Below are 1,675 nucleotides of genomic sequence, written 5' to 3'. Positions count from 1 at the left end.
GCGCTTACGTCGCTGGCACTGGCGCTCTCGGGCGCGGCTGCCTATGGCGACGATGCCGGTCTCTGGCAGCCGCAGATCCGGGCCATTATCGGCGCCGACAACAATGGCGGCAACGCTGCGCTCGAAGGCTTCATCCCGATCAAGCAGACCGCCGAATCGGTGCTGTTCCTGGATGTCCGGGCCAAGCACGATTTCAAGGATGCCTTCGGCCAGGATATCGGCCTTGGCATCCGCCGCATCGTCAACCCCGACCTGATGCTCGGCGGATACGCCTATTTCAATGCCGAGAGCTACGGCGGCACCCAGTTCACCGGCGGCACGCTGGGCGTCGAGGCGATCACGCCGAATTTCGACGCGCATGTGAACGTCTTCGTGCCGATCAAGGGCGACTCGACCGACCACTCGACCAGCTCAACCCTGTCGATGGTCTCCAACCAGCTGATCGAGCAGATCTCGGTGCTCGACCATCGCGATTACGCGGCCTGGGGCATCGAAGGCGAGATCGGCGCCCAGGTTCCGGTCAACCTGCCCGACAAGCATTCGCTGCGGCTGGATATTGGCGGTGATCATTTCGAGGATCCGCACGGCGATGACGGCAGCGTCACCGGCGCCAAGGCCGGCATCGAATATGAGATCGGTGATGTCTTCGGCACCGGAACGTCGCTGACCTTCACCGGTGAGGTGCGCAACGACAACCGCGACGACACCCAGTTCGCCGGCAGCGTGCGGCTGAACATCCCGTTCAATCCGGGCCACGGCTCGGACAGCACCGGGGCCATCGGCACGGACCCGGTCTATCCGGCCAGCGAAGGCCTGCGCAAGCGCGTCAACGAGCGGGTGCGCGGCGATATCGGCGTCAGGGTCCAGTCGCAGGACAAGATCGGCGGCTCGACGACGCGCGTCGCCATCAACGCCGCCACCAATGCCGCGTTCGGCAAGTTCTATTTCGCCGATGGCGGTTTGGCCGGCGCCGGCACGCAGGCCGACCCGACGACACTGGACGACGCGGTCACCAAGGCCGGCAATGGCGGTTTTGTCGTTGCCCTGGGTGGCAGTGGCAATCTGACGACTGCCGGCGTGACACTTGCCACTGGCCAGACCGTGATCGGCGGTGGCCAAAGCGTCACCGCGAAACTGTCCGGCGGCGGCACCGCCACCTTCAATCTGGGCGGCAGCGACGGCACGATCCAGGGCACCAACGTCGCCAACAACGTCATCACGCTCGGCACCGGCAACACGCTGAACGGCATCACCATCACCGGCGGCGCCGACGGCATCTTCGGCAACAACGTCACCGGCACGACGCTGACCAAGGTCACGGTGACGGGCGCCGGCGGCAACGGCGCCGAGTTCACCGGCAATTCTACCAACGTCAAGGCGTCCGATTTCACGTCCACGAATAACGGTCTCGACGGCCTGCACATCGAGGACAACGGCACCTACAATTTCACTGGCACGACGCTGCTGTCGGGCAATCTCGACGACGGCCTCGATATCACCGGCCAGGGCACCTACACCTTCGCGACGGTCAATGCGCTTGATAATACCGACCGCGGCATCACCGTGCAGGGCACGTCGAGCGGCGGCAGCTTCACCACCACCGGCGGCACTATCTCCGGCAATGGCGGCGTCGGCGTCTACATCGACCCGATCACCGCGCATGTGGTGCTGGATT

General features: G+C 64.9%; 1 pseudogene. It reads left to right on the top strand.

Going from position 1 to position 1,675, the window contains the following annotated elements:
- A pseudogene (locus EOA36_RS34895) lies at positions 1–1,675 on the top strand (right-handed parallel beta-helix repeat-containing protein); the annotation flags it as partial.

Source organism: Mesorhizobium sp. M8A.F.Ca.ET.021.01.1.1 (assembly GCF_003998025.1).
Classification (GTDB): Bacteria; Pseudomonadota; Alphaproteobacteria; order Rhizobiales; family Rhizobiaceae; genus Mesorhizobium.
Note: the sequence above shows the minus strand (reverse complement) of the source record. Positions and strands in the feature narration are given on the sequence as shown.